The sequence below is a fragment of the Cellulomonas persica genome, assembly GCF_007989825.1.
GTDB lineage: Bacteria > Actinomycetota > Actinomycetes > Actinomycetales > Cellulomonadaceae > Cellulomonas > Cellulomonas persica.
Window position 1 is genome coordinate 133,135 of the sequence record NZ_BJUA01000006.1, and the last position, 26,156, is coordinate 159,290.

The 26,156-nt window shown below is 74.2% G+C and carries 15 protein-coding genes; 1 reads left to right on the forward strand and 14 read right to left on the reverse strand.

The window, feature by feature from the left end:
* Positions 1-31: 31 nt before the first annotated feature.
* The 14 genes from CPE01_RS07695 to CPE01_RS07760 all read right to left on the reverse strand — a co-directional run bounded on the left by CPE01_RS07695 (position 32) and on the right by CPE01_RS07760 (position 23,124).
* Positions 32-1,588, reverse strand: coding sequence for an outer membrane protein assembly factor BamB family protein (locus CPE01_RS07695; protein ID WP_146806062.1), 1,557 nt, complete (start codon positions 1,586-1,588; stop codon positions 32-34).
* A 60-nt stretch (positions 1,589-1,648) separates the two neighbouring features.
* Positions 1,649-2,977 (reverse strand): RDD family protein, encoded by a 1,329-nt coding sequence (locus CPE01_RS07700; protein WP_186811461.1) that lies wholly within the window; start codon positions 2,975-2,977, stop codon positions 1,649-1,651.
* Positions 2,974-5,394, reverse strand: coding sequence for a transglutaminase domain-containing protein (locus CPE01_RS07705; RefSeq protein ID WP_146806064.1), 2,421 nt, complete (start codon positions 5,392-5,394; stop codon positions 2,974-2,976). Before CPE01_RS07705 ends, CPE01_RS07700 begins: the two co-directional genes overlap by 4 nt.
* The gene (locus tag CPE01_RS07710; protein ID WP_146806065.1) at positions 5,391-6,533 is read right to left on the reverse strand and encodes a DUF58 domain-containing protein; all 1,143 of its coding nucleotides are present in this window, start codon (positions 6,531-6,533) and stop codon (positions 5,391-5,393) included. Before CPE01_RS07710 ends, CPE01_RS07705 begins: the two co-directional genes overlap by 4 nt.
* A 1-nt stretch (position 6,534) precedes the next feature.
* Positions 6,535-7,491 (reverse strand): AAA family ATPase, encoded by a 957-nt coding sequence (locus tag CPE01_RS07715; RefSeq protein ID WP_146806066.1) that lies wholly within the window; start codon positions 7,489-7,491, stop codon positions 6,535-6,537.
* Between the two features lie 55 nt (positions 7,492-7,546).
* A complete protein-coding gene (locus CPE01_RS07720; RefSeq protein WP_146806067.1) occupies positions 7,547-13,693 on the reverse strand; it encodes an Ig-like domain-containing protein in 6,147 nt (2,048 codons plus the stop codon).
* Entirely contained in the window at positions 13,690-15,225 is a 1,536-nt protein-coding gene (locus CPE01_RS07725) for a serine/threonine-protein kinase (protein WP_146806068.1), read from the reverse strand. The genes CPE01_RS07720 and CPE01_RS07725 overlap by 4 nt, the downstream gene beginning before the upstream one ends.
* Before the next feature lie 51 nt (positions 15,226-15,276).
* Positions 15,277-16,794: an FHA domain-containing protein gene (locus CPE01_RS07730; protein ID WP_146806069.1), complete on the reverse strand. Its 1,518-nt coding sequence runs from the start codon at positions 16,792-16,794 to the stop codon at positions 15,277-15,279.
* On the reverse strand, positions 16,791-17,672 hold the full coding sequence (locus CPE01_RS07735; RefSeq protein ID WP_146806070.1) for a PP2C family protein-serine/threonine phosphatase: 882 nt from the start codon (positions 17,670-17,672) through the stop codon (positions 16,791-16,793). Before CPE01_RS07735 ends, CPE01_RS07730 begins: the two co-directional genes overlap by 4 nt.
* Positions 17,673-17,812: 140 nt before the next feature.
* A complete protein-coding gene (locus tag CPE01_RS07740) occupies positions 17,813-19,396 on the reverse strand; it encodes an alpha/beta hydrolase family protein (protein ID WP_146806071.1) in 1,584 nt (527 codons plus the stop codon).
* Between the two features lie 32 nt (positions 19,397-19,428).
* Complete coding sequence (gene era, locus CPE01_RS07745) at positions 19,429-20,370, reverse strand: GTPase Era (RefSeq protein WP_146806072.1); 942 nt, start codon at positions 20,368-20,370, stop codon at positions 19,429-19,431.
* Positions 20,367-21,665: a hemolysin family protein gene (locus tag CPE01_RS07750; protein ID WP_146806073.1), complete on the reverse strand. Its 1,299-nt coding sequence runs from the start codon at positions 21,663-21,665 to the stop codon at positions 20,367-20,369. Before CPE01_RS07750 ends, era begins: the two co-directional genes overlap by 4 nt.
* Entirely contained in the window at positions 21,662-22,114 is a 453-nt protein-coding gene (ybeY, locus tag CPE01_RS07755; RefSeq protein ID WP_146806074.1) for an rRNA maturation RNase YbeY, read from the reverse strand. The genes CPE01_RS07750 and ybeY overlap by 4 nt, the downstream gene beginning before the upstream one ends.
* Positions 22,111-23,124 (reverse strand): PhoH family protein, encoded by a 1,014-nt coding sequence (locus CPE01_RS07760; protein ID WP_146806075.1) that lies wholly within the window; start codon positions 23,122-23,124, stop codon positions 22,111-22,113. Before CPE01_RS07760 ends, ybeY begins: the two co-directional genes overlap by 4 nt.
* A gap of 236 nt (positions 23,125-23,360) precedes the next feature.
* Between CPE01_RS07760 and ppdK the strand changes: the two genes are divergently transcribed.
* Entirely contained in the window at positions 23,361-26,066 is a 2,706-nt protein-coding gene (ppdK, locus tag CPE01_RS07765; protein ID WP_146806076.1) for a pyruvate, phosphate dikinase, read from the forward strand.
* The last annotated feature ends 90 nt before the right edge of the window (positions 26,067-26,156 follow it).

Consider the following 26,156-nt stretch of genomic DNA (forward strand, 5'->3'; position numbering starts at 1 on the left):
GCGCGCCCACGTGTCGACCGCGCGCGGCCCGTCAGGGGCGCAGGACGACGATCCCCTCGTCGGTCCGGCCGACGAGCAGCCCGCCGACCGCAGCCAGGCGCGTGACCTGCGGCGGGACACCCACCTGCCAGCGTTGCGCACCGTCGCGCAGCCCGCGGGCCACGAGCGTGACCCGGCCCCCGTCCTCGACCGGCGTCAGGACGAGCGAGCCGTCGGTCAGCGCGGGCCAGTCCGGCGCCTCGAGCTCGTGCGACCACAGCGCGAGCCCCGTGCGGGCGTCGTACCCCGCCCAGCGGCCGCCGTCGGCGACCAGCAGCGTCTCGTCGACGACCGCACGAGGCGTGGAGCGCGTGCTGAGCGACCACAGCTCGTCGCCTGTGGCCATGTCGAAGCCGCGCACCGCGACGCCCGTGGACAGCACGACGACGTCCTGCGCCGACCCGTCGTCGATCGCGAGCGTCGACGGCACCGCGGGCAGCGCGGCGACCTCGATCCCGTCGCGGTCGTACAGCCACCCGCCGCGCGCGGGCGTCCACGCCGCGTAGCCGTCGCGGAACGGGACGAGCGCGACCGCCTGCCCGCGCGCCTCCGCGACCAGGGGCTCGCCGTCGTCGAGCCGCAGGACCACCAGCTCGGCGCCGCGCAGCACCGCGACGCTGTCCGTCAGGTCCAACGTCGCGCGCTCGATCGCGAGCGCTCCCGACAGCCGCTCGTCGGACTGGTACGTCCACGCGACGTCCCCGGTGCGACCGTCGCGCCGCTGGACGAGCGAGTGCCCCTCGGCGTCGGTCACCGCGACCACCACGTCGTCGTCGACCCGGCCGTAGCCCGCGACGTCGCCGTCCTGCGTCCACTCCCCCACGCTGCGGCCCGTGGCGGCGTCGAGCGCGACCACCCGCAGCCCGAGCGGGTCCTCAGCATCCGGGTCGACCGCAGCGGCGTCGCCGTACACCGGGATCGCCAGGTCCGTCACGCACAGCACGAGGCCGCTCACGCGCCCCTCGCGCCAGCTCGGGCACTGCAGCCAGCCGCGCTCCGTGGCCGCCGGCGGACCGGTGACCCGCGTGGTCCACCGGTGCGCACCCGACGCCGCGTCGTACCCCGCGAGGCTGCCGCCGCTCGCGTCCTGCTGGACGACCACGACGGTGTCGTCCGCGACGACGACCGTCCCCTCGCCCGACGAGGCGGCCGCGCGCCACGCGACGTGCACGGGACCGTCGAGCGGGGTCAGCAGCCCCGGGATGCCCGCCGCGCGCTCGTAGGCGTCGGTGCGCCGGGCCTCGTCGACCGCGCCGAGCGCGGTGACGGTCAGGACGACCACGCCGAGCGCCGCGCCCCAGGCGACGAGCCCTCGACGCCACCGGGGGCGCCGCTGCGCCCCCGGTCCGGGACCGCCGCCCTGCTCGGCGCGCTCACCCGGACGGTCGTCGGGTGCGGCCTGGTCCGGCAGCGTGCCGACGGCCGGGACGTCGGCGGGGACGCCCGCGTCCCCGCCGGGCAGCGCCGTCGGGCGGGCTCCCACCGACGTCGGTGTGAGCTCGTCCACCTCGACCAGCTGCATCTGCGCAGCGTGGCGGCTGTTCGCCATGCCGTCAGCCTAGGCTCCGACCGCCCGTCGCGGGGCCGGAACCGGCGCGGAGACCTGAGCTCAGGACATCTCGACGAGACGCATCGCGCAGTCGCCGAACACCACCACCGAGCCGAGGCGCAGGCGCACGGGCTGGTCGACCGGGCAGATGACCTGGCCCCCGTCCGGCAGCGTCACGACCGTCCCGTTGGTCGAGCCACGGTCGGCGACCCAGACACCCGAGTGCTCGACCGCGAGCTGCAGGTGCGTCTTCGACACCGACCGGCCCGGGTCGACGACGCGCACGAGCTGGACGCCGTCCGTCGCCGCAGCCGGGTTGCGCCCGACGAGCGCGGTGTGCCGCACCTCGACGCGCTGCCCGTCGCTGATCTCGAGCACGGCCGCCGTGATGCGCGTCGGCGTGGGCGAGGGCGGCGGGACCGGCGGGAGCGCACGGCGGGTGGTCTCGAGGTCCTCGTCGTCGCCGAACGCGTGCGGCACGGGCTGGACCAGCACGTCGCGCTCGGGCGTCGGCACCGCGGAGGCGTCGACGAGCGCGGCCGGGGCACTCGTCGCGACCGCGCTGCTCGCTGCGGTCGAGCCGTTCGTCGAGGGCGGCGGCGGGGGCACGAGCGGCAGCGCACGCGTGTCGAGGTCCGGGCCCGCGCGGTGCTGCGCGAGCGGGGCGAGGACGAGCGGGCGGGTGATCGGACCGGTCACCGGCGCGGGGACCGGCGGTGCCGGGACGGGCACGGCGGCGACGAGGGGCACAGCCCCGGCCAGGGGCGCCTCGCCGGGTGCGGACGCCGGCGGAGGCGGGGGCGGGGTGGTCGGCTCGCCCGCCGGCGCACGCCACGAGACCGTCGAGGCCGCACGGACCACGTCGGGGCGGGGCGGCGGGGGCGCCGCGACCGCACCGGCACCGGCGCGACGAAGGTCGACGACCACGGCCCGGGCGGCCCGGTCGTGCCACCCCTGCGAGCGGCCGGAGTGGTCGAACAGCGGGGACAGCAGCACGACGATCTGCCCGACGCCGAGCGCGAGCGAGCCCGCAGCCACGACGAGCCCTCGCAGGAGCACGCGCGCCATCCCGATGGGACGCCGGGTGCGCGCGTCGAGCGTGCGGATCCCCAGGAGGCGTCGCCCGACGGTCCAGCCGAGACGGCCGTGCAGGACCCACTGCAGCAGGGCGAGCGCGAGCGAGAGGCCGCCGCACGCGAGCGCGAGCCACGACGGGCCGACGGTGTGCGTCCCCTGCTCGTCGGCGGTCAGGGTCGAGACGCCCTGGACGACCCAGAGCCAGCCACCCGCCAGGAGCGCCAGGGCCACGTCGAGGGACACCGCCGCCGCGCGGCGCCCGAGCCCTGCGGCACCGGCCGTGGCCGTTGCCGGTACCGACCGTCGGTTCACCGTGACTCCTTGCGCGAGACCTGCTGCGACCGGCGCCTCGTGCTGCCGGACCGCACCGGGCGCGTCGCCGGGGCGACGTCCTTGCGGGTGCGTCGGCGCGCACGCACCGACGCGAGGGACAGACGTGTGCGCAGGCGCTGGCGCCAGCTCACCGACGCGCGCATGGTCGCGAGCGTCGAGTCGACCTGGGACCAGTACTGCGCGACCTGCGTGGCGTCCGGCTCGCCCGGGCCGAACACGACGCGGTCGGCGTGCCGTGCGAGCGTGTCGACCTGCTGGACCACGCGGTCGGACGACGCGCGTCGTCGGGACGCCGGGTCGCCTGCGAACGCGAGGGCGAGCACGCGCGCGGACTCCGAGCGCGTCGCGGTCGCGGGGACCGGCCGCCGCAGGTCGGTCGCCTCGTCCAGCACCTCGTCCCACCCGCCGGCCACACGTGTGACCGCATCACCACGCCGGCGGCGACGACGACGCCGTCCTGCCTTGATCACGCCCACCACGATGAACGGCGACGCGAGCAGGATCGCCGGCACGCCGAACGCCACGGTCAGCAGCGCGACCCGACGCCACAGCGCGGCGGAGTCGTCCTCCTGCGCAGGCGGCTCGGGGGCGGGCTGCTCGGTGTCGTCGTCGGGCGGCGTGACCGCACCCGGCGGGGGCGGCGGCGGCTGGACCACCTGGGGCTTCGGGTCGCTCTGCTCGGGCGCGTCGCTCTTGTCGGGCGTCTTCTCCTTGGGCGGCGTCGCGTCGAACGGCACCCACCCGTGACCCGAGAAGGCGACCTCGACCCACGCCTGCACGTCCGCGCCGGTCACCGCGACGGGCTCGCCGCTCGCGACGTCCTCAGCCGACGGCACGAAGCCCAGCACGACGCGCGCGGGCAGCCCGAGCGAGCGCACCATGAGCGCCATCGCCGCGGCGTACTGCTCGCCGTCGCCGATCATCAGGTCGTCGGCGAGCAGGCTCGCGATGCGGTCCGCGCCGTGGCCCGACAGGGACGCGGTCTGACCGTCGAGTCCGTCGCTGTAGTAGCCCTCCTCGATGAGCCACGACGCGATCGCGTCGGCGACCTCGACCGCGTGCCCGGCCTCGCGCGCGACGTCCGCGGCAGTCACTCCGACGACCTCGGGCACCCCGGCGAGGTCGGGCTGCAGCACGTCGGCGGCGGCGGCCGTCCCGATCTCGTCGACCGTCGGCACCGCCGGCACGATCGTCTCGAGCTCGTACGTCAGGCCGCTCCGGAGGCCACCCGTCAGCACCGCCGCGCCCGTCGCGTCGTTGAAGCGCAGCTGCGGGGCCGTGCGCCCGAGGTCGAACCCCGTCGCGTGCCCGACCGTGGGCAGCCAGACACCCGTGAGCGCGTCGATGGTGATCCGCACGGTGCGCCGCTCGCCGCGCACGCTCGCCGGGAGCTCGTCACCCACGCGGCGGAACTCCCCCGAGCTCTGCGCCGAGCCGTCGCCCGCCACGTTCCACACCACGCCGTCGTAGCGGTCCATCGTCGCGAGCCGGACGCGCCCGCCCTGACCGAGACCCTCGACCGTGAACAGCGTGGTCTCGTCGAGCCGCTTGACGTACTCGCGGAAGCCCGACAGCGGGCTCGCGTAGTCGCGCGGGTCGAACGGCGGCACGATCTCGTCGCGCAGCACGTAACGCGGCTCGTCGTCCAGGACGAGGGGCGCACCCCCGAACGCGGACGCCACGCCCACGAGCGCGAGGGTCGCGAGCGCGACGACGCGGCGCGGACGCAGCCCGCCCGCGCGCCACGCGGCCCACGGCAGGAGCACCGCACCGAGCACGACGCCCGTCCACACCGGCGGCACGAGCGGGAACCGCACGCCGAGCAGGATCACGACGACGAGGACGCCGACGGGCACGAGCGCGGCGGCGGCCGCCCAGCGACCCGGCGCGCGGACCGCCACCGCGACGGCGCTCAGGGACCCGACGAACGCGAGCAGCAGAGCCGCCACGAGCAGCGTGCCGCCCGAGCCGACCGGCGGTTGCAGCGTGACGACCTGCGCCCAGGAGGTGACCGCGCCGCGCGCCAGCCCGAGGACCGTGTCGGCCGTCGGGACGACACCCGCGACCGTGGTCGTCGGGGCCGCGAGCGGTCCGCCGACGAGCCCGTACGTCACGAGCGCGGCAGCGACGACGGTGAGCGCGGTCCAGCGGCGCCACGCCCCGACGAGCGCGAGCCCGGCACCCAGCAGCAGCCCCCCGGCGATCGCCGGCAGCGCGGCGTTCCCGCCGTACACCTCGAGCAGCGGCGCGAGCACGAGCGCGAGCACGGCGACCAGCACCGTCGCGTCGACGAGCCCGAGCGCCAGAGGGCGTCGGCGGGCGCGCGCGGCCGCGCGGGTGCGCACGGGTGCCTGCGCCGCGCGGGCCGGTGCGGCACGGTCGAGCGTCGCGGTCATGAGACCGCCCGCCGCAAGAGCCGGGGCAGGTCGTCGAGCGAGCCGAGCGTCGCGAGCGTGAGCACGCCCTGCGTCCGCACCGCCACCTCGGCGCCGAGCTCGCACCGCACGACGAGTGTGCGCGTGCCCGCCGGCAGGTGCCGGCTGCCCAGACGCAGGTCGGCGTCCGAGGGCACCGAGCCGGTGACGAGGACGGCGACCGAGCACTGCGGCACCTCGCGCACGACGCGGCGTCCGAGCAGCGTCACGTCCGCACCGGCCGGGTCGAGCTCCAGGCCCGAGCAGTCGTCGAGCAGCATCGGGGGCGTCCGCACCCGCAGCGAGCCGGGCCCCGCGAGCACCTCGAGGTCGCGTTCGTCGCGCAGGGTCTGCACGCCGATCGACGCGACCGCCGAGATCGCGAGCTCGAACTCGTCGTCGTGCGCGTAGTCGAGGGGGTCCGTCGCGAGCGCGAGGACCGTCTGGGTGCGCCGCGTGTCCTCGAACTGCTTGACCATGAGCTTGCCGCGACGCGCCGTGGTCCTCCAGTGGATGTACCGACGGTCGTCGCCCGCGACGTAGTCGCGCAGCGCGTGGAACGACATGTCGGAGTCCGACAGGTCGCGCGTCGACTGGCCCTCGAGGTCGCGCAGCAGGCCCGCGCTCGCCCCGCCGAGCGCCACGAGCGCCGGGTGCACGTACAGGTCCACCGGCCGGGTCCACAGGACACTGCGGCGCGCGAGCCCGAGCGGGTCGCCGCGCACAGAGCGGACCGGGCCGACGACGACGACCGCTCGCCGGGCCGTGGGGATCGCGAAGAGCTCGTCGTGCGTCGCGTCGGGTGCGAGCGACGGCACCGCGAGCTCGGCGAGACCGGCGCCCACGGGCAGCTCGAGCCGCGACGGGAGCGAACGACGACGCGCGGCGTTGCGCACCTCGATGCGACCGACCGCACGCTCGCCGATCTTCACGCGGTTGTCCGCCATGTCGAGCGTGACCGCGTAGCGTGCGCGGCCGATCGTCATGAGCAGGCACACCGCGAGGACGCCGACGAGCCCCGCGCCGAGGGCGGCGAGCTCGGCCCAGCCGAGCATCCGCCCCAGCACGAGGCCGAGGAGCGCGACGAACGCGCTCCCCCAGCCGACGCCCGAGATCCGCACGTCAGACCGCCCGCAGCACCGGGGGTGCGACCTGGTCGAGCAGGCGGGCCAGCACGTCGGTCGCGGTCACGCCCGCGAACTCGGCCTCGGCGTCCAGCACGAGCCGGTGCGCGAGGACCGGCTGGGCCAGGCCCTTCACGTCGTCGGGCAGCACGTACTCGCGGCCCTGCGACGCGGCCCAGACCTTCGCGCAGCGCACGAGCGCGAGCCCGCCGCGCACGCTCGCGCCGAGCGCGGTCTGGCTGTCGTCGCGCGTCGCCTCGGTGATGCGCGCGACGTAGTCGAGCACGACCGGGTCGATGTGCACCGTCTGCGCGAGGTCCGCCATCGTGCCGACGGCCTCGGTCGTGATGCGCGCGCTCAGGCCGAGCGTGCGGTCCTTGGCCCCGGCCAGGATCTCGACGGTCGACGACCGGTCCGGGTACCCCAGGCTCGTCTTGATGATGAACCGGTCGAGCTGCGCCTCGGGCAGCCGGTACGTGCCCGCCTGCTCGATCGGGTTCTGCGTCGCGATGACCATGAACGGGCGGCCCACGGGGTGCGTGACGCCGTCGACCGTGACGTTGCCCTCCTCCATGACCTCGAGCAGCGCGGCCTGGGTCTTGGGCGAGGCGCGGTTGATCTCGTCGGCCAGCACGACCGACGCGAACACCGGGCCGCGGTGGAACTCGAAGCGACCCGTGCCCTGGTCGTAGATCGTCACGCCGGTCACGTCCGACGGCAGCAGGTCGGGCGTGAACTGGATGCGGTGGTGCGTGCCCTGCACCGTGGCGGCCAGCGCCTTGGCGAGCGACGTCTTGCCCGTTCCCGGGGCGTCCTCGAGCAGCAGGTGCCCCTCGGCGATCATCGCCGTGAGGGCGAGGCGCACGGTGCTCTCCTTGCCCAGCAGCACTCGGCCGACGTTCTCGGTCAGGGCGGAGAACGTCTCGGCGAACCAGGCGCTCTGCTCGGGGGTCATGTGGCGGTCTCCGTCGTGGGGTCAGGGGTGCGGGCGGGTCGGCGGGTGGTCACGGTCACTCGTCGGGCGGCGGGTCGGGCTCGACGTACGCGGGGATGGTGATGCGCTCACGCACCTCGGACGAGTCACCGCGGTCGTTGTGCGCTCGGATGCGCAGCTCGACCTCCTGGTCGCGGTCCCTGACCTCGAACCCGGAGAACGAGCTCGCACGGTCGGTGAACCCGCTCCGGCACGTCGAGTCCTGCCGACGTCCGTCGAGGTACCAGCAGAACTCGTAGGTGATGTCGAGCCCACCGTCCTTCGTCGGCGGCGCCCAGGTCGCCGTCACGCGCGTGGGCGCCGTCGCCGGGTCCAGCGCGAGCTGCACGCTCGTCGGCTCGGACGGCGCCGCACCCCACGAGAAGTTCACCGTGGCGCTCGACCACGAGGTCGTGGCGATGTCCGTGCTCGCCCGGACCGACAGCGTCAGGTCGGAGCCGGAGTAGTTGATGTTCCAGTCGGACACGTCGACGGTCGCCGACGTCCCGGTGATCGGGCCGCCGGACGCGTCGCGCCCGCGCATCTCCAGCTTCCACTCGTACTGGAGGTTCTTGCCACCGCCGTCGGGGACCGCGTCCCACGAGACCGTGATCTGCGTGGGCCGACCGCCCGCACCCTCCCCGGTCTTCTGCATGCGCAGACCCGAGGGCTGACCCGGCGGCGTCGTCGGGGTCGCCGAGCGCGAGTTCGAGAAGTCGCTCGAGCCGCCCTCGTTGCGCGCCTTGACCCGGTAGGTGTGCGACGAGCCGCCGGTCAGGCCGGAGTGCTCGAACGACGTGCCCTCGGTCGACCCGACGACCGAGTCGCCGTCGTAGACGTCGTAGGTCACGCGCGAGCCACGGTCGTCGACGCGGTCCCACGACAGGCGCACGGTGCCCGAGCCGGCCGGGGCCACGGGCTCGGCCAGCGAGGGCGTCCGCGGCGCGCCGAACGCGCGCGCGGTCACGGTGTCGCTCGTCGGGCCCCAGCCCGCCTTGTTCCGCGCCTGCACGGCGAACGTGTACTCGGTGCCGTTCTGCGCCTTGAACGCGTGCGAGCGCTGCTCGGTCTCGATGGTCCGGTCCTCGCCGCCCCCACGCACGACGAGCCGGTACGACTGCACGGAGTCGCCGTTGTTCGTCGCGGGCGCCGACCAGGACACGTCGATCTGACCGCCCAGAGCGGTGTCGGTCCGCACGGCCTGCAGCCCGGTCGGCGCGGACGGCGGGGCCGCCGGCCACTCCGTCCCCGTCCAGGGCGTCCAGGGGCTCGGACGGTCCTGCAGCGCGTTGACGGCGCGGACACGGATCGAGTACGCCGTGCCGTTCGCGAGGTCCGTGAACGTGACCTTGGGCGCCGTCGGCTTGAGCACGGCGCTCCCGCTGGGCGGCGCGGGCGTGATCTGCACCTCGTAGTTGACGATCTTCGAGCCGTGCGTCACCGCGTCGGGCCAGCTCCAGGACAGCGTGCCGTCGCCGAAGCCGACGAAGTCGACGCGCGCGGGTGCCTCGGGCACCGCGTCGGGGCGCGCCTGCGCGGACGCCGCGCTCTCCTGCGACCAGCCGACCGCGTTCTGCGCCGCCACCGTGAAGGTGTACGTGACGTCGTTGGTCAGCCCGTCGAACGTGCACGTCGTGGACGCGCACGTCTGGGTGAGGCCGCCCGGGCGCGCCGTGACGCGGTACCCGGTGATGGCGGCGCCGCGGCTGTTCGGCGCGACCCACGACAGCACGACGGTGCGGTCGCGCTCCTCGCCGATCTTGGGCTGCGAGGGTGCGTCGGGCACGCCCCGGACGTTGAGCGAGATCCTGCCCTCGACCTCACGGTCGGCCTCGTCGATCGCGTCGCGGACCCGGTAGCGGACCACGAGCTCGCCGATGTAGTCCGGCGCGGGCGTCACGGTGACCCGAGCGCCCGAGACCGCGGCCGTCCCGCGTCCCGACTGGACCGTCGCGCCGACGACCCGCAGGTCCTTCTGCGGGTACGGGTTGAACGAGCCGTCGAGCACGTCGATGGTGCGCGGCTCGCCCTCGACCGCGTCGTCGACCGTCCAGTCCTGCACGTGCGCCTTGGGGCGCGTGCTCGCGATCACGCGCAGGTCGAGCTGGGTGTCGAGCTGGCCCTTGCGGCCGAACCCGATCCGCAGCTGCAGCAGGCCGCGCGTGCCCTTGTCGGTCGTGACGTCAGCCCCGACCGACAGCACCGAGCCGTCGATCGTCGCCGTGAACCCGGCGGGCACGCTCGAGGCGACCGCGTACGAGTACTGCTTCTCGGTCGGTGTCGCGCCCTCGGGCGTCAAGGTGAACGCGCGCAGGTCCACCTGCGTGACGGGCTCACCGGGTCCGACCTCGATCGTCGCCGGCACGAACGTCGGCGGGTGGTCGTCGACCGCGAACACCTCGATCGGCAGCGTGAGGAACGACGTGCGCGCCGAGGTGTCGTTCGCGCTCGTCGCGTCCGTCACGGGCATCGTCACGGACGCCGGTCCGGCGTACTCCGCGGCGGGCGTGAACGTGACCTCGCGGCCGTCGCTGCTGATGCTGACGGTGCCGCGCGTCGCGGTCACCTGCAGCGCGTCCGCGACCGACGGCTGCCGGCCCTGGGCGACCTTGATCTGCTCCTCGAGCACGATCGTCAGCTCCTCGCCGGACGCGACGCGCAGCTCGGGCGCGCCGGGCCGCAGCGACGGCCGGATGAACCCCAGCGCGGGCACGGTGATGAACGCGTACGCGGTGGCCGTCTCCGGAGCACGCCTGTTGACGAGCTGGAACGGCAGCGTCTGCGTCTGGTCCGTCAGCGTCACCAGGACCTTGCCGTCGGGGGTCACGGTCGCGACCTGCGCGATGGAGTCGGGGACGCGGACCTCGAGGTCGCTGAGCGGTCCGCTCGGGTTCTGCGCGGTCGCGAGCACGTCGACCACGACCTCGGTGAGCCCGAACGTCTCGGTCGCGGGCACGACCACGTCCTCGGCGATCGGCGGCAGCACGGGCGCGTCGGGGTCGACCGTCACGGTGAGCGTCGCGAAGTCCTGGCCGCCGCGCGAGTTGGTCACCCGGTACACGATCGGGATGACCGCGGCGCTCGTCGGGGCGGTCACCGCGATGCGGCGTCCGACGACCTCGGCCTGGACGCCCTCGTCCATCTCCAGCACGGGGTCGAGCGACAGCTCGTCCCCGGAGTTGTCGACGTCGTTGGCGAGCACGCGCACCTCGATGCGCTCCCCCGGCTTGATCGTCACGGCGTCGTCGCGCGCGACGACCGCCGCCGTGTCGCCCGGCCGCGGGCTGATCCCCACCCGGATGGACGCGACGGCGCGCTGGCCGACCCAGTCCTCGACCGCGTACTGGAACGTCTCGGTCCCTGACTCCGTCGGGTACGCGTAGTACTCGATCCAGTCGGGCCCGACCTTGTCGACGCGACCCTTCACAGCGCCGCTGGCCTGGCCTAGCAGGGTCACGCCGTCACCGTCCGGGTCGATGCCGATCAGCGGCACCTTGATGCGCACGGTCTCCCCGGCGAACACACGGGCCTCGAGGTCGCGCGGACGCGGCGGGGACTTCGTGCTCGGGTCGGACTCGTGCACGCGCACGGTCACGGTCGCCGCGGTGCGCGCCCCGGTCGAGTCCGAGATCTCGAACGTCGCACGCGCGGTCACGGGGTTCGCGGGCGCCTGGTACCGCAGCACGTCGCCCGAGACGAACATCAGGCCGTCGCCGGGGGCGACCTCCTCGACCAGCTTCGGCTCGAGCGTGAGGGCGTCGCCGTCCGGGTCGTAGGCGCTGTCGAGCACGGGGATCGTCACGACTCCCCCGGTGCGGACCGTCGCCTCGACGTTCTCGACGACGGGCGGCTGCGTCGACGACGCGGGCGGCACGGGCTGCACGACGATCTGCCCGGTCGCGCTCTTCGTGCCGTTCGTGATCGTGTACGGGAGCACGACGACGTGGTCGAGCGTGCGCTCCGAGCGGATCTGCACGAGGTGGTGCTCGAGGATCGCGACGCTGAGACCGTCGGCGCCGGACGTGTCGACCGACTGCAGGACGAGCATCTCGCCCGCGGGGTCGGAGTCGTTCGCGAGCGGGTCGATCGTGACCTCGCCGCCCGCGGGCAGGAAGGCTCGGTCGCGCACGGCGATCGGCGGAGCGGCCTCCTCGGGCCACGCCCGCACGTCGATCCGCGCGAGGCCGGTGGCCTGCTGCGGCGGCGCCGCGACGACGAACTTCACGTAGTACGAGCCGGGCCGGGGCGCGGCGAACGTGAACGTGCCGGCCTGCAGGTCGGCGCTGATCGTCGCGCCCGTGACCTCCTCGACGGACGCGAGGCGTGCGGGCTCCTCGCCCGTCGAGCGCACCGCCTCGAGCGGCTCGAGCGTCACCGGCTTGTCGACGTAGGTGACCGCGTGGACGGGGTCGACCTGGGGCGGCAGCGAGCCGGCCGAGCGCACGTCGACCTGGACCGTGCCGGGCGTCGGGTCGTCCGACGAGCCGTCGGAGACCAGCACGTCGACCGTCGCGCGGCCGAGCTTGCCCCCGTCGGCGCGGAACGTGACGGTGCCGTCCTGGCGGAACCGCACCGTGCCGATCGCGGGGTCGGTGCTCGCGCCGACGAGCACCAGGTCGTCGCCGTCGGGGTCGTGGAAGTTCGCCAGCACGTCGTACGTCGCCTGGCCGTTCTGCTCGACCTCGAACGACCCCTGACGGTCCTGCACGGGCGGCGAGTTCTCGCCGTCGTCGTGCACGACGAGCGTCACGGTCGCGGTCGAGGGCGCGGACGTGCCGCGGCCGTCGTCGATCGTGTAGGTGAACGACTGCGAGCCGCTCGCGCCGGGCGCGATGTCGACCTGGAGCGCCCGGCCGCCGTGGATCGCCTCGACGGTCCCGAACGTCGAGGCGATCGACTCGAACTCCCGGACCGCGAGGATCCCGCAGTCCGACGAGGAGTCGTTGCTCAGGACCGAGAGGATCGTGGTGCGCCCGGGCCGCACGCCGAACTCGTCGTCCTTGGCGGTCGGCGGCGACGACTCGGCCGAGCACTCGGTCGCGAGGTCCTGCGTGCTGATCTCGGACTCGGAGTCCTCGACGTCGTCGTCGGGGTTCTCCTCCTCCTTGATGTCCTCCCAGTTCGGGACGCGCAGCTCGGTGTCCTCCTGCGGCTCCCACACACGGCCGCGCGCCGCGTCGTTGAGGACCACGGCCGAGCGGTTGACGCGGAAGACGAGCTCGTCCTGTGCGGACATGTCCTCGAGCGCCTGCACGACGGGCGCCTTGCCGTCGCACAGCTGCTGGTAGGACCCGGTCGCCGACGCCCATGCGCCGTGCGCGCACGTCCCGACCTGGACGGGTGCCGCGGGCTTGCCGGAGCCGTCCGTGGGGTGCGCGACGGGGTCGCCGCCGTCGAGCGGGACCTCGACGAGATCGGTGTCGGTCGCCACGAGCACGCGGGACGACGCGGGCCCCGGCTGCTGGAGCGTGGGGTTGGTGCCGCTCACCTCGACCGAGCCGTGCCGGGTCACGACCGTGCTGCCGCGCAGACCCACCGGCTCGTCGCCGACGGCCGTGAGCTGGTCGAGCTCGCCCTCGCCGAGCGACCCGTCCTCCTGCACGCGCGCGCCCTCGCCGACCGCGGTGACCCGCGAAACCGTGCCGTCGGCCGCGACGCCGTACGCGACGCCCGCGGTCGAGACCACGGCGCGCCCACCGCGACCCAGGTCGACGTCCGGCTCACCCTCGCCGGGGCGCATCGAGTCGAGCGACGACAGCGGGCGCACGTACAGGCCGCCCTCCCCGTCGACGAGCGACAGGACGCCCGCCGACATCGACACCGCACCGCCCGGGACGATCGACGGCTGCACGCCCGCGGCCGCGACCTGCGTCGTGAGCGCGACCGTGGCGGGGTCCACGACCGAGACCTTGCCCGGCTCGACGAGCACGACGTCACCCTCGTCCTGCAGGACGTCGAACGTCATCGACTCCGCGACGAGACCCGCGTTGAGCTCGTCGACCTGGACGTTGTAGCGCCCGAGCTTGCTCAGGTCGGTGGCCGTGAGCCACACCGCGCCGTCGTTGAGCTCGACACGCGCGAGCGGGAAGCCCGGGTTGAGCAGCGCGAGGACGGCGATGACCGCGGGGACGGTGACGACCGCCGCCGCGGTGGTCACGTTCCGGCGCGCCGCGAAGCCCCTCATGCGCACACCTGCGCGGGCTTGGCGGACGCGCGGCGGTCGGCGCGCACGATCGAGACCTCGATGCACACCTCGTCGCCCGACTGCGCGGCGGGCACCGTGACGGTCGGCTGCTCGACGACCTCAGGCCTGCTCGTCCCCTGCACGGTCACGACCCCCCAGAGGTAGTGGTCGTCGGGACGCGGGTCGGGGTTGACCCACGTGAAGGTCACGTTGCCCGCGGCGTCCCGCTCACCCTCGAGCGAGTGGGGGCTCGGCACGACCGCCTCGACGGCGCTGCCGCCCGTCTCCTGGAAGTCGGTGTCGCCGGGCCGCGGCTCGCCGGCGCCCGGACGCAGCGCCGCGGCGGCGATGACGACGATCGCCCCGAGCACGACGACGCCCGAGACGACCGCCGCGACCGTCCGGCTGCGACGGGTGTCGTCGTCGTCCGCGACGTCAGGTTCCCCGACGGGCGCGGGCTCGGGCGGGGGCGGCGGGGGCGTGAGGAAGCCGGGTCCGGCGGGCTGGGGCTGGACCGTGACCGGGCCGCGCACGCGCGTCGCGTCGTCGTCGCCGCGCACGGGCTCCGGCTGCGGGACCGCGACGATCGAGCGCAGCCGCGTCGCGTCGGCGACGTCCGTGCCGCCCTGGGACGGTGCCGGGTCGGCGTGCGGCGTGCCGTCGTCGAGCAGGTCCAGCGGCGTGACCGGCAGCCGCAGGTCGGCCTCGACCTGCTGCAGCGCACGGCCGAGCGCGGCCGCGCTCGGGTGGCGCAGCTCGGGGACCTTGGCCATCGCGCGCTCGAGCACGGCGTGCAGCTCGGCCGGCACGTCGTCACGCCCCGTCGGCGGCAGCGGCGCACGCTCGATGCGCGCGACGAGCTGCTGCGCACCGTTCTGCCCGCCGGGGATCTCGAACGGCGTGCGCCCCGCGAGCAGCGAGTACAGCGTCGCCGCGAGCGAGTACACGTCCGAGCGCTCGTCACCGCGCGGGTGCTCCGCGAGCAGCTCGGGCGGCGACCACGGGATCGACATGCCGACCGTCGCTCCCCCGCCCTGCCCGGTGGTCGCGGCGATCCCGAAGTCGGTGAGCGCGGGCCAGCCGAAGTCGGTCGTGAGCACGTTGGCCGGCTTGATGTCGCGGTGCAGGATGCCCGCGCGGTGCGCGGTCTCGACCGCGGACGCCAGGCGGACGCCGATGCGCAGCACCTCGGCGACGCTGATCCGCTCGGTGCGGTACCGCTCGGCCAGACCCGTGCGCGAGCAGTACTCCATGACCAGGTACGGCCGGCCGTCCGCGGCGATGTCCGCCTGGTAGACCGTCACGATCGACGGGTGGTGCGACAGCTGGGCCATGAGGTTGGCCTCGGTCTGGAACCGGGCCCGCACCTCGTCGTCCAGGCTCCCCGCGAGCAGCACCTTGACGGCCACGTCGCGGCGCGGCAGGTCCTGCCGGTACAGGAAGACGTCCGCGAACCCGCCGAGCCCGAGCGTGCGGACGTGCGCGTAGCCCGGCAGGACGGGCGGCGCTGAGGCCTCGCGTCGCGCCGTCATGCGTCGTGCCCCGTCGCGCGGCCTGACATGCGGGAAGTCATGCGGATGTCGTCACCGACCCCCGGCGACGACGGTGAACGTGACACCGTCGCCGAGGTCCACGACCTCACCCGGCACGACGACGCTCGCCTCACCCGGGTGCAGACGACGAGCGCCCTCGCCCTGACGGGAGACGTGCACGCCGTTCGTCGAGTGCAGGTCCGTCACCAGCACGTGCTCGCCCTCGGCCCGGACCTCGGCGTGCGTGCGCGAGATGTCCTGCTGCGGGCTGGGCACCGCGACGAGCCGCGGCAGCTCGCGGTTCGTGACGCGCGCGACCTGCGGGGCACGGCCGAGCAGCACCGTGCGGTCGAGCGTGACCTCGACGCCCGTCGACAGCACGAGGCGCGCGGGCTCGACGGCCGGCGCCGGGGTCGGCACCTCGAACGGTCCGGGCGTCTGCCCCTCCTGCGGCCACTGCGACGCCCAGGCGGGCAGCTGCTCCCGGATCTGCGCGAGGTCGGAGGACAGGATCGTCAGGCCGTCGTGGTCGTCCGCGGACGCCGGGCCGACGAGCGTGCGCACGCCGTCCACGGTCGACTCGACGTCAGCCTCCGGCGCTCCGAGCGCGACGAGCGCCGGGACGGGCTCGGGCTCGGCAGCCGTGGGCACGACATCCTGGAGCGCAGGCTCGTCGTCGGTCGTCGGCTCGGACGTGGCCGGCTCGGAGGTGGCCCGCTCGGGGGTGGCCGGCTCGGCGGTGGTCGGCTCGGCGGCGAGCCCGTCTCCGGCCGGATCGTCGAGCACCGGCTCGTCGAGTACGGGCCCGTCGTCGACCGCCGCATCCTCGGGGTCGTCGACCGGGACCGCGCCCACGACCGCGTCGTCGGCCGCAGGCTCGTCGGCGGGTGCCTCGGGCACCGCCGCGTCGGCCTCCGGAGCGCCGAGCACAGGGGCCTCGAGCGCAGGGGCCTCAAGCACAGGGGCGTCGAGCACGGGCTCGCTCGGCTCCGGGGCCGTCGGCGCGGGCAGCGCGAGGTCCGGCACATCGATCACGGCGGGCTCGGACGCCTCCTGCGGCTCGGGCGCCTGCTCGCCGACGGCGGTCCCCCCGACGAGCGTGTCCCCGACCGTCTCGTCGACGACCGTCAGCTCCCCGTCCTCGACGAGCACGACGCGCAGCGCCGACGCCGCGGCCACGCCGTCGCCGAGCGGCAGGCCGGCACCTTCGTCGGCCGAGCCGTCACTGCGCAGCCGCACCCACGTCACGTCGTCGTAGACCTGCTCGGACCACGTGCCGACCTCGCCGGCCCGGACGGTGTGCGAGCCGCTCGGCGTGCCGACCTCGGCGGTCACGTCACCCCGCAGCGCGAGGTGCGCGCGGCCGCGCTCGACGTGCACGAGCGCGAACGACGGCAGCCCGCCGAACCCGTTGCGCGCGAGCACGACGAGGCCCGCGAGCAGCCCGTCCGCCGACGCCTCCCACAGCGCGCGCGCCGTCGAGGGGCTCGCGGTGGGCCCGAGTAGCGCGACGAACCCGGGGCGCGAGACGGCGGACCAGGTGCCGGGCAGGTACTCGGGGACGCTCATGACGTGACCTCCTGGGACGGGACGTCGACGCCCGAGGGCGGCGTGGACGTGGACGGTCGGCGGGTCCGGGGCACCGTCGCCCCGTGCAGCATCTCGTCCCACAGGTGGGGACCGAGCTGCGAACCCGCGCGTGGCACGGTGATGTGGACGTCGTCGAGCGCGCCGGCGGACGTCGCGACGTCGACGACGACCGCGCTGACGTTGTCACGCGCACCCGCGTCGAGCGAGCGGCGCACGAGCTCGTTCGCCGCGTCCTGCGCGTCGGCCACCTGCGCCAGGACCGCGCCGATCTCGGCGTCGCCGAGCTCACGCGTGAGCCCGTCCGTGCAGATGAGCAGGCGGTCGTGCAGGCCCGCGGGCAGCAGCCAGTAGTCGGGCTCGGGCTCGTCGCCCGTGCCGAGCGCGCGCGTCAGCACGTGCCGCTCGGGGTGGGTGTCGGCGTCCGCGGCCTCGATGCGGCCCTCGTCGAGCAGCTCCTGGACCACGGAGTGGTCGACGCTGACCTGCTCGAGCGCGTCCTCCGCCCAGCGGTACACGCGCGAGTCGCCCACGTTGAACACGAGCCAGTAGGCCGTGTCGTCGTGCACGGTCACCGCGACGCCCGCCACGGTCGTGCCCCCCTGGCGGCCGCCCGTGAACTCGCTGCGGATCCGCGCCGAGGTCCGCGAGAAGCATGCGTGGATGTCGTCGGCGGTCGCCGCGCTCTGCCCGGCGAGCTGGGCGAACTCCTCGACCGCGATGCGGCTCGCGAGGTCACCCGCGTCATGACCGCCCATGCCGTCGGCGACGAGGAAGACCGGCGGGTACGCGAGCAGCGCGTCCTCGTTGACCTCGCGGACGAGCCCGCGGTCGGTGGCTGAGCCCCACGACGTGCGCACGCGTCCTCCTCTCCGACGTCCGGTCCGCGGGCCGTTCTCCGGCTGCGGCTTCCACATGGTGCCTCACGGCGACGTGCGACGTGGACGACCGCCCGAAGTGCGGTCGATCGTCCCCCTCGCCCTGGATCGCTCGGGGCATCCTAGATGCCGAGCTGGTACACACCCCAGTAGGCGAGCACGACGAGCAGCACTGCCGAGGCCGCGATCATCACGACGAGCGCGATCCCGCGGGCCGCTCCGGGTGCGACGGGCACGCCCCGCGCGCGGTTGCGCCTGATCGAGCGGAACAGCAGCACCGCCGCCGCCACGACGAGGATGCCCAACGCCCGCACGCCGATCCACGCGCCCGTCACGACCCACCCGTTGCTCGTGTAGTCGAGCGCGAGCCGGGCGATCGCCAGGATGTACCAGACGAAGCCCACGACCGTGACGACGACGCCGATGCCGAGCGCACCCGCCCAGCGCGCCACGCCGGGCGCGTACCGATGGACGAGAGGCGGCGGACGGTCGCCGGCCCCCGACGCCGGGTCGGGTGCGCCCCGCCGGCGTGCGGACAGCGCCTCCGCGCCTCGAGCGACCGGCGCCACGAGTCCCGCGACCAGCACGACGAGGCAGGACGCGATGAGCGTCACGGCGACGACGTCGCCGTTGTGCAGCCAGCGCGGCTCGGGCACGGGCATCGCCAGGAACGTCTGCGTCGGCTGGTCGCCCGCGACCTTGGGCGCGGCGCCTGCCGTCTCGGGCAGGCCGACGACCCAGCCGGCCATGTCCCGCAGGAAGGCGGGCACGATCTCGCCTCCGACGCGGATGCCGTGCGTGGCCTGCTCGTAGTAGCGGACCGTGACGTCGGAGCTGCCCGCGATCGCCGCGTCGCGGATGACCTGCATCGCGCCCTGGACGATCGGCATCGACGAGTCGCCCGTGCCGTAGACCATGAGCACCGGCTGCGTCATGCGGCGCTGGTAGGACGTCACGTCGAAGTCGATGTACTCGAAGCCACCCCCCGGGATGGCCATGCCGACGGCTCGCGGGATCGCGCGGAACACGCCGTGCGGGACGCCGGTCGCGCGCAGGTAGTTGTCGGCCGCGAACGCCGCCTGCTGGCGCGGCGGGACGACGGGCGCCGAGACGAGCACGACGAACTCGATGGTCGGGTCGTTCGCCGCCATCACGGGCGCGATCCAGCCACCCTCGCTCTCGGCGTACACCCCGACCCGCTCCGGGTCGACGTCCGGCAGCGAGCGCAGCAGGGCGACCGAGCGCGCGTAGTCCTCGGCCATCTGCACGTAGTCGCGGTGCCGCAGCGTGTACGTGTCGAGCCGCTTGTTCGGCACGAGCGTCACCACGCCCGACTCGGCGAGCACGCGCGCCTGCTCGTAGAACGCCTCGTCGTACGTCCCGGTCCCCGCACCGTGCACGAAGACGATCCCGCGCCGCGGGCCGGTGGCACCCACGGGCTCGCTGAGCTGTGCCTGCACGCTCGCGCCGTCGAGCTCGACGGTCACGACACGCTGCCGCACCTCGTAGCGCTCGAGCTGCGGTGCGTTCCCGATCGCCGTGCTGGGGGTCTCCACGGCGAGCGGGTCGGTCAGGGGGACCGGGTCCCACTGCGGCCCCATGAGCGCCCCGAGCACCGCGAGCACGACGACGCCGAGCACCGTGCTCGCGACGACGCGGTACGGGCCCGTGAGCAGGTGCTCGTCCGCGCGGGCCTCCTTCAGCATGCGACTCTCCCGCCTCGCCTCGTCACCGCCGGTCAGAAGCCGAGCTTCCCGAGCTGCTTCGGGTCACGCTGCCAGTCCTTGGCCACCTTCACGTGCAGGTCCAGGTAGACCCGCGCGCCGAGCAGCGCCTCGATCCCGCGTCGTGCCTCGCTGCCCACGTCCCGCAGCCGCGCTCCCCCACGACCGATGACGATCGCCTTCTGGCTGTCCCGCTCGACGTACAGGTTCACGCGGACGTCCAGCATGGGGGTCCCGTCGGCCGCGGGCTGGTCGCGCGGGACGATCTCCTCGACGACGACCGCGAGCGAGTGCGGCAGCTCGTCGCGCACGCCCTCGAGCGCCGCCTCGCGCACGAGCTCGGCGACCATGACCTCCTCGGGCTCGTCCGTGAGCTCGCCCTCGAGGTACAGCGCGGACCCGACGGGCAGGTGGGACACCAGCACGTCCGCGACGACCTCGACCTGGTAGCCGTCGACCGCCGAGACCGGCACGATGTCGGCCCAGTCCCCGAGCGCCTGCACGGCGAGCAGCTGCTCGGCGAGTCGCTGGCGCGAGACCAGGTCCGCCTTCGTGACGATCGCGACCACGGGTGTGCCGCGACGGTCGCGCGCGAGCTCGGCGAGCTGGTCGGCGATGAACCGGTCGCCGGGGCCGACCTTCTGGTCGGCGGGCAGGCAGAAGCCGACGACGTCGACCTCCGTGAGCGTGCCCTTGACGAGGTCGTTGAGCCGCTCGCCGAGCAGCGTGCGCGGCCGGTGCAGGCCTGGCGTGTCCACGAGGACCAGCTGAGCGTCGTCGCGGTGCACGATGCCGCGGATCGTGTGGCGGGTCGTCTGCGGGCGCCCCGACGTGATCGCGACCTTCTGGCCGACGAGCGCGTTCGTGAGCGTGGACTTGCCCGCGTTCGGCCGTCCGACGAAACACGCGAAGCCCGCCCGGAACTCGCCGTCGGTCGCGGGGGTGGTCTCGGTCATCGTGCGGCTCCGTGCTCGTCGTCGTCGGTCGGTTCGTCGGGGGTCACGCGGTTGACCAGGACGGTCGCGAGGCGCCGACGCCGGCCCTCGACGCGCTCGGCCACGAGGTGCAGGCCGTGGATCTCACCGGCCGACCCCGGCAGCGGCACCTTGCCCAGCGCCTTGGCCAGCAGCCCGCCCGCGGAGTCGACGTCCTCGTCGTCGACCTCGAGGCCGAACAGCTCGCCCAGCTCGTCGCGGCCCAGGCGCGCGGGCACCCGGTACACGCCGTCGCCGAGGTCCTCCACGGCAGGCGCACTCGGGTCGTGCTCGTCGGTCAGCTCACCGACGATCTCCTCGATCGCGTCCTCGATCGTCACGAGCCCGGCGATGCCGCCGTACTCATCGACCACCATCGCGAGGTGCGACGACCCTCCCTGCAGCTCGCGCAGGAGGTCGTCGACGGGCTTGGACTCCGGTACGAACACGGCGGGACGCACGAGCGACGACGCGGGCGCGTCGAGCACGTCGTCGCCCGTGCGGTCCGCACCGGCGGCGATCGGGATCTGCTGCACGATGTCCTTGAGGTACAGCACGCCGCGCAGGTCGTCGACGGACTCCCCCACGACCGGCACGCGCGAGAACCCGGAGCGCAGCAGCAGCGCGAGCGCCTTGCGCAGCGACGTGTCCTCGTGCGTCGTCACCATGTCGGTGCGCGGCACCATGACCTCGCGCGTGAGCGTGCCTCCCAGCTCGAGCACCGAGCGGAACAGCTCGCGGTCGTCGTCCTCGATCGCCTCGGACTCGGAGACCCGCTGCACCATGTCGCGCAGCTCCTCCTCGTCGACCTCGGTCATGGCGCGCGCGGCCGCGCTGGTGCGCGCGATCGGTCCGCCGAGGACGGTCGCGGCGGTCATCAGGCGCGAGAGCGTCGTGAGCGTCCGCACCGGGTTGCGGCGCCCGATCGTGCGCGGGCTGACGCGGACGAGCAGGTAGGCCACGATCACGCTGAGCGCGAGGCCGCCGAGCAGCACACCCCACCACGGCAGGTCGCTCGCGGCGACGACGATCGTCAGGCAGACCGTGGCGAGCATCTCGGCGACGAGCCGGAAGAACGCCGCGGCCGACGCGGAGCGCTGGGGGTGCTCGACGAGCGCCTGGACGCGGGCGGCGGCGGCGTGCCGCTGCGCGACGAGCTCGGTGACCGCGGCGCGCGTGACGCGCACGACCGCGACCTCGCCCGCCGAGAGAGCAGCGGCCAGGACCGTGCCCAGGACCGCGACGACGACGAGCAGCCCGACCGGGACGTCGCTCACCGGCCGGCCAGGAAGGTCAGCAGCAGGCGGCGCTGGAGGCCGAACATCTCCTTCTCCTCCTCGGGCTCCGCGTGGTCGAACCCCAGCAGGTGCAGGATCCCGTGCGTGGTCAGCAGCAGGAGCTCCTCGACGGTCGAGTGGCCCGCGACGACGGCCTGCTGCGCGGCGACCTCCGGGCACAGCACCACGTCACCGAGCAGGCCGGGCGGTGTGACGTCGCCGTCGCGCCCGGGCCGCAGCTCGTCCATCGGGAAGGACAGCACGTCGGTCGGGCCGGGCTCGTCCATCCACTTGACGTGCAGCTCGGTCATGACGTCCGTGCCGACGAGCATGATCGACAGGTCCGTCTGCGGGTGCACGTGCATCTCGTCGAGCACGTACCGGGCCAGGGCGGCGAACTCCCCCTCGTCGACCTCGTAGTCCGACTCGTTGTTGACCTCGATGCTCATCGGCGGCCCGTGCTCCCGTTCTCGTCCCAGCGCGCGTACGCGTCGATGATCTCGCTGACCAGCCGGTGCCGGACCACGTCCGACGAGCTCAGCCGGCAGAACGCGACGTCGTCGACGTCGGAGAGGATGCGCTCGACCACCCGCAGACCCGACGTCGTGCCCGACGGCAGGTCGACCTGCGTCACGTCACCCGTGACGACGACCTTGCTGCCGAAGCCCAGGCGCGTCAGGAACATCTTCATCTGCTCGACGGAGGTGTTCTGCGCCTCGTCGAGGATGATGAACGAGTCGTTGAGCGTGCGGCCGCGCATGTACGCCAGCGGCGCGACCTCGATCGTGCCCGCCTCGAGCAGCCGCGGGATCGACTCGGGGTCGACCATGTCGTGCAGCGCGTCGTACAGCGGGCGCAGGTACGGGTCGATCTTCTCCGCGAGCGTGCCCGGCAGGAACCCGAGCCGTTCACCCGCCTCGACCGCGGGGCGCGTGAGCACGATCCGGTTGACCGTGCGGTCGTTGAGCGCCTGCACCGCCTTGGCCATCGCGAGGTACGTCTTGCCGGTGCCCGCCGGACCGATGCCGAACGTCACGGTGTGCCGGTCGATCGCGTCGACGTACTCCTTCTGCCCCGCGGTCTTGGCGCGGATCGTGCGCCCGCGCGTCGACAGGATGTTGAACGTGAGGATGTCCGCGGGACGCGCGTGCGAGCCGGCGGTGAGCATCGCGACCGTGCGGCGCACCACGTCGGGCGTGAGCGGCGTGCCCGCGGCGGTCATCTCGACGAGCTCGTCGACGAGCCGGGTCAGGAGCGCCACGTCGCCCGCCGGGCCGGCGAGGCGGACCTCGTTGCCGCGCACGTGCACGTCGACGCCGGAGAAGCCGGACTCGATCTCCTTGAGCACCTCGTCGCGCAGGCCCAGGAGCTCGACCATCGAGACGTCTGCCGGGACCGAGATGCGGTGCTCGACGCGTGCGGGTGCACCGGTGTGCGGTGCGGGGTTCGTCTCGGCCATGTGATCGGCGTGCGCCGTCGCTCCTTCGTCGCTGCGGTCTCGCCGCCCATCCTACGTGGCAGGCGTGGGCGGGCTCTCGGCGGCAGCGGCGCAGCACGTCACGGCTCCCGGACGTAGGTCCCGTGGAACTGTCCACGGACCGGGACGAGACTGGGAGGAGCTCCCGGGCGACGAGGCCCGGTGGGCACGCGCGGCCGGGCAACGGGGCCTGGTCGCACACCGTGGAGGTGGAGGCCGTGGCCGGCTACGTATGGGACTTCAGCGAAGGTGACAAGGACGCCAAGGACCTCCTGGGCGGCAAGGGGGCAGGCCTGGCGGAGATGACCCGCCTGGGGCTCCCGGTACCCCCGGGGTTCACGATCACGACGCAGGCATGCCGCGAGTACATGCGCGACGGCGAGGTGCCGCCAGAGCTCCGCGTCGAGGTCACGATGGCGATGCGCAGGCTCGAGGACGCGATGCACCGGCACTTCGGCGACCCCGCCGACCCGCTGCTCGTCTCGGTCCGCTCGGGTGCCAAGTTCTCGATGCCCGGGATGATGGAGACCGTCCTCGACGTCGGGCTCAACGACCTCACGGTGCACGGCCTGGCGGCGTTCACGGGCGACGAGCGGTTCGCGTGGGACTCCTACCGACGCCTGGTGCAGATGTTCGGCCGCACGGTGCTCGGCATCGCGGGTGAGGAGTTCTCGGACGCGCTCGACAAGGCGAAGGCCGCGCGCGGCGTCAGCTCCGACGTGGACCTCGGCACCGACGACCTGCGCGAGCTCGTGAGCACCTACAAGGAGATCGTGCGCGAGCAGACGGGGCGCGAGTTTCCGCAGTCGCCGCGTGAGCAGCTCGACCTGGCGATCACCGCGGTCTTCAACTCGTGGAACACCGAGCGTGCGCGGCTGTACCGGCGTCAGGAGCGCATCTCCGACGACCTCGGCACAGCCGTCAACGTGTGCGCGATGGTGTTCGGCAACCTCGGCCCGACGTCCGGCACGGGTGTGGCGTTCACGCGCGACCCCGCCACGGGCCGCTCGGGCGTGTACGGCGACTACCTCGCCAACGCCCAGGGTGAGGACGTGGTCGCGGGCATCCGCAACACGTCGGGCCTCGCCGAGCTCGAGCGCCTCGACCCCGAGGCGTACGCCGACCTGCGCACCGCGATGCGGCGCCTCGAGACGCACTACCGCGACCTGTGCGACATCGAGTTCACGGTCGAGCGCGGCAAGCTCTGGATGCTGCAGACGCGCGTCGGCAAGCGCACCGCGCCCGCGGCGTTCCGCGTCGCCGTGCAGCTCGTCGACGAGCACCTCATCACGATGGACGAGGCGATCGACCGCGTGACGGGCGCCCAGCTCTCGCAGCTGCTGTTCCCGCAGTTCGACCCGAGCGGCGCGCGCGAGCTGCTCGCCAAGGGCATGGCGGCCTCCCCCGGCGCGGCCGTGGGCATGGCGGTGTTCGACGCCGAGACCGCCCAGGCGTGGGCGGCCGACGGCAAGGACGTCGTCCTCGTCCGGCGCGAGACCAACCCTGACGACCTCGGCGGCATGATCGCCTCGGTCGGCGTGCTCACCGCGCGCGGCGGCAAGACGTCGCACGCCGCGGTCGTCGCGCGCGGCATGGGCCGCACGTGCGTCGTCGGCGCCGAGGCGCTCGACATCGACCCCGTGGCGCGCCGCCTGAAGGTCGCCGGCCGGACCGTCCACGAGGGCGACGTCATCGCGATCGACGGCTCGACGGGCGAGATCTTCCTCGGCTCGGTCCCGGTGCGTCCGTCGCCGGTCAGCCGGTACCTCGAGGACGGCCTGGAGGTCGCCATCGCGGAGGCCCCGGACGACGAGACGCGCGAGCTCGTCGTCGCGGTCGACCGGATCCTCACGCACGCGGACTCGGTGCGCCGCCTGCGTGTGCGGGCCAACGCCGACACGCCCGAGGACGCCGAGCGCGCCCGTCGGCTCGGGGCGCAGGGCATCGGACTGTGCCGCACCGAGCACATGTTCCTCGGTGAGCGGCGGGTGCTCGTGGAGCGCGTCGTCCTGGCGCAGACCGACGACGAGCGTCAGGAGGCCTTCGACGCGCTGCTCCCGGTCCAGCGCGAGGACTTCGTCGGGATCCTGCGCGAGATGGACGGCCTGCCGGCCACGATCCGCCTGCTCGACCCGCCGCTGCACGAGTTCCTGCCCGACCTCACCGAGCTCTCGGTCAAGGTCGCCCTGGCCGAGTCCCGCGGCGAGGTGGACCCGCACGACGTGACCCTGCTCGCGGCGGTCCGGCGCATGCACGAGGCCAACCCGATGCTCGGCTTGCGCGGCGTGCGTCTCGGGCTCGTGATCCCGGGCCTGTTCGCGCTGCAGATCCGCGCGGTCTGCGAGGCGACCGCCCGGCTGCTCGCCGACGGCCTGGCCCCGCGGCCGGAGATCATGGTCCCGCTCGTCGGCTCGGTGCAGGAGCTGCGGCTCGTGCGCGAGGAGGCGCTCGCGATCATGGACGCCGTCTCGCAGGAGACGGGCCAGCGGCTCGACCTGCCGGTCGGCTGCATGATCGAGCTGCCGCGCGCGGCGCTCACCGCCGACCGTCTCGCGACCGAGGCGCAGTTCTTCTCGTTCGGCACGAACGACCTGACGCAGACCACGTGGGGCTTCTCGCGCGACGACGTCGAGGGTGCGTTCTTCGCGCAGTACACGGCCAACGGCGTGCTCGCGGTCTCCCCGTTCGAGACCGTCGACCAGCGCGGCGTCGGGCGCCTGGTGAAGATCGCGGTCGAGGAGGGCCGGTCGGTCCGTCCCGACCTGCACCTGGGCGTGTGCGGCGAGCACGGTGGTGACCCGGAGAGCATCCGGTTCTTCCACGCGGTCGGTCTGGACTACGTGTCCTGCAGCCCGTTCCGCGTGCCGGTCGCGCGGCTCGAGGCAGGGCGCGCGGCGGTCTCGTCGTCGGCGGACACCCGCTGACGGCGGTCGCCGGCGTCACCCTCCGGGCGCCCGGCGGGCCGTGACCAGGGCCCCGGTTCGCGAGTCGACCTCGCGGGCCGGGGCCCTCTC

Bases quoted from the DNA above. Each gene is read 5' to 3' on its own strand.
- CPE01_RS07695 (WP_146806062.1), bottom strand. From the start codon at position 1,588: ATGGCGAACAGCCGCCACGCTGCGCAGATGCAGCTGGTCGAGGTGGAC.
- ybeY (WP_146806074.1), bottom strand. From the start codon at position 22,114: ATGAGCATCGAGGTCAACAACGAGTCGGACTACGAGGTCGACGAGGGG.
- CPE01_RS07705 (WP_146806064.1), bottom strand. From the start codon at position 5,394: ATGACCGCGACGCTCGACCGTGCCGCACCGGCCCGCGCGGCGCAGGCA.
- CPE01_RS07715 (WP_146806066.1), bottom strand. From the start codon at position 7,491: ATGACCCCCGAGCAGAGCGCCTGGTTCGCCGAGACGTTCTCCGCCCTG.
- CPE01_RS07760 (WP_146806075.1), bottom strand. From the start codon at position 23,124: ATGGCCGAGACGAACCCCGCACCGCACACCGGTGCACCCGCACGCGTC.
- CPE01_RS07725 (WP_146806068.1), bottom strand. From the start codon at position 15,225: ATGACGGCGCGACGCGAGGCCTCAGCGCCGCCCGTCCTGCCGGGCTAC.
- CPE01_RS07730 (WP_146806069.1), bottom strand. From the start codon at position 16,794: ATGAGCGTCCCCGAGTACCTGCCCGGCACCTGGTCCGCCGTCTCGCGC.
- era (WP_146806072.1), bottom strand. From the start codon at position 20,370: ATGACCGAGACCACCCCCGCGACCGACGGCGAGTTCCGGGCGGGCTTC.
- CPE01_RS07740 (WP_146806071.1), bottom strand. From the start codon at position 19,396: ATGCTGAAGGAGGCCCGCGCGGACGAGCACCTGCTCACGGGCCCGTAC.
- CPE01_RS07720 (WP_146806067.1), bottom strand. From the start codon at position 13,693: ATGAGGGGCTTCGCGGCGCGCCGGAACGTGACCACCGCGGCGGCGGTC.